This is a genomic window from Bradyrhizobium sp. LeoA1Lang, assembly GCF_055413685.1.
This window is the reverse complement of the sequence record NZ_JBVAPG010000373.1, coordinates 1-2,017: the sequence shown is the minus strand read 5'-3', so window position 1 is coordinate 2,017 and position 2,017 is coordinate 1. Positions and strand designations below refer to the sequence as shown.

General features: G+C 60.1%; 2 pseudogenes. Both read right to left on the bottom strand.

From position 1 onward, the window contains the following. Positions 1–226 (bottom strand): annotated as a pseudogene (locus tag ACZYOF_RS43550) (hypothetical protein); the annotation flags it as partial. Between the two features lie 33 nt (positions 227–259). Then, positions 260–1,889 (bottom strand): annotated as a pseudogene (locus tag ACZYOF_RS43545) (Tn3 family transposase); the annotation flags it as partial. Positions 1,890–2,017 lie beyond the last annotated feature (128 nt).

Genomic DNA, 2,017 nt, shown 5'->3' with positions numbered 1-2,017 from the left:
GCTGCAATTCGTGATGCGCCTTGTGCAGCGCCTCGTAGGCGCGGCGAAGCTCGCCGATCGGGCGCCCGGTCAGCACCACGCCGATGAAGCGGCCGCGATGATCGTGGCGCGGTGAGCTGTTGATGGCGAAGAGATCGGAGCTGCCGCCCTCGCTCGAAAACCGCAGCTCACCGTCGACGACGTCAGCCGCGCTGCGGGGCTTGGGGTCAGAACAAGAGCTGCTCAAAATCGTACGGTAAGGCCAAACGGGGCATGAACATCAAGCCGCTCGTTGGATTGGCGCTGGCAGCCGAAGCGATCTGAAGCCTTCGGGCATTTGGTGCTCAGAATCCCAGGTGTAGATGCCGGTCAGGTTGATATGTTCCCAACTGAGCGGCGACACGTGCTTGAGCAGCGTGTCGGGAATGTTTCTGCCCTCTCGCTTCAGATGAGTGACAGCGCGGTCGAGGTAAACAGTATTCCAGTGCACGATGGCGCTGGCGACCAGATTACTGTAAGACCGGAAGCGCGGAATGCCTGGCTTTCGAATGACCGGTCACGGATTTCGCCGCGCTCGTGGAAGAACACCGAACGCTTGAGTTTGTGCGCTGCCTCACCCTTGTTAAGGCCGGCTTGGCATCGCCGGCGCAGGGCCGGGCTCGAATACCATTCGATCATGAACAGTGATCGTTCGATGCGGCCGACTTCCCGCAGCGCCTTGGCCAACTGACTTTTCTTCGGAGATGCCGAGAGCTTCTTCAGGATCGTCGAGGGAACGACGGAGCGCGTCGTGATCGACGCTGCCAGATGGAGCAGGTCATCCCAATGGTCAAGGATCAATGCAGTGTTGATCGGCGCGCCTATGTGGTTCACGAGCGCCGGGTAAGCATCGCCTTTCTCGAATATGTGGAACTTTCGATCCTTGAGGTTGCGTAGACGCGGCGCGAAGCGTTTGCCGACAAGGGCGAACAGCGCGAAGACATGATCGCTTGCCCCGCCAGTGTCAGTAAAGTGCTCCTGGATATCGAGGATCGTGTCCTGGTCGAACAAACCATCCAGCACATAGGCCGCTTCGCTTTCCGTCGGGCTGATGGGCAGGATGCTGAAATAGCCGTACTGGTCCGACAGGTGACTGTAAAACTTCGATCCCGGTTCGCTGCCATAGTGCAGATTGACGTCACTGCGTTTTGCCGCTCGGTCGCTGGCACGAAAGAACTGCCCGTCGGACGACGCAGTCGTTCCGTTGCCCCACAGGCGGGAATGCGGGTGACAGCTGTGTGCGTCGGTGATGCGGGCCTGAGCGGCGCGATAGGTCTCTGAACGGGCGTGAAAGGTGCGCATCCAGCCGATCTGATGGGCGCTGATGCCTTTGGACGCGCTGGCCATCCGTTTCGGACCGAGATTAGTTGCATCGGCTAGGACGCCGGCCAGCATGGCGGAGACATTCCGAGGGGCGTCACCCGTGCGAACATGCGTGAACTGATCGGCAAAGCCCGTCCATTCATGCACTTCCCTCAAGAGATCAGGAACTTCGACCAGCGGATACATCTCGCTGATCTCAGCGTTCAGTTCTTCGGCTGCCGCAGGAGCGTCGCCGGCCGTCGGCGTAACGATCAGCGTTCCGGCTTCAAGACGAACACCCTCGAGCTTGCCTGCGCAAGCGCGATAGGCCAAGCGCTTCAAATTGAAGTCCAGCACCTGCCTTGCTTCGTTCAGCCAAGCGGCGCCGTCACTGCCCACACCAAGGCCAAGCCGATCCTCATCCTTCACATGGTGAACGTCGACCGCGGCATGAGGTGCTCGTCGATGGGGCGAAACGAGCGGCTCCCGTCGACCCAGATATCGGCCGAGCGAAGGCGCTCGCGCAATGCGGCAAGCGTGGCAATGTCATAGAGCCGGCGATCAGGCTTCTGGAGCTATGCGGGAAACTGGGTGATGACGGACTGAGATAGGCGGCGTATCGAGGCGGGTGTCGAAGCCTGCCAGAACCTCACATGGGATGGTTCGTGTCAAGGCCATCAATCGCAATGCATCAGCA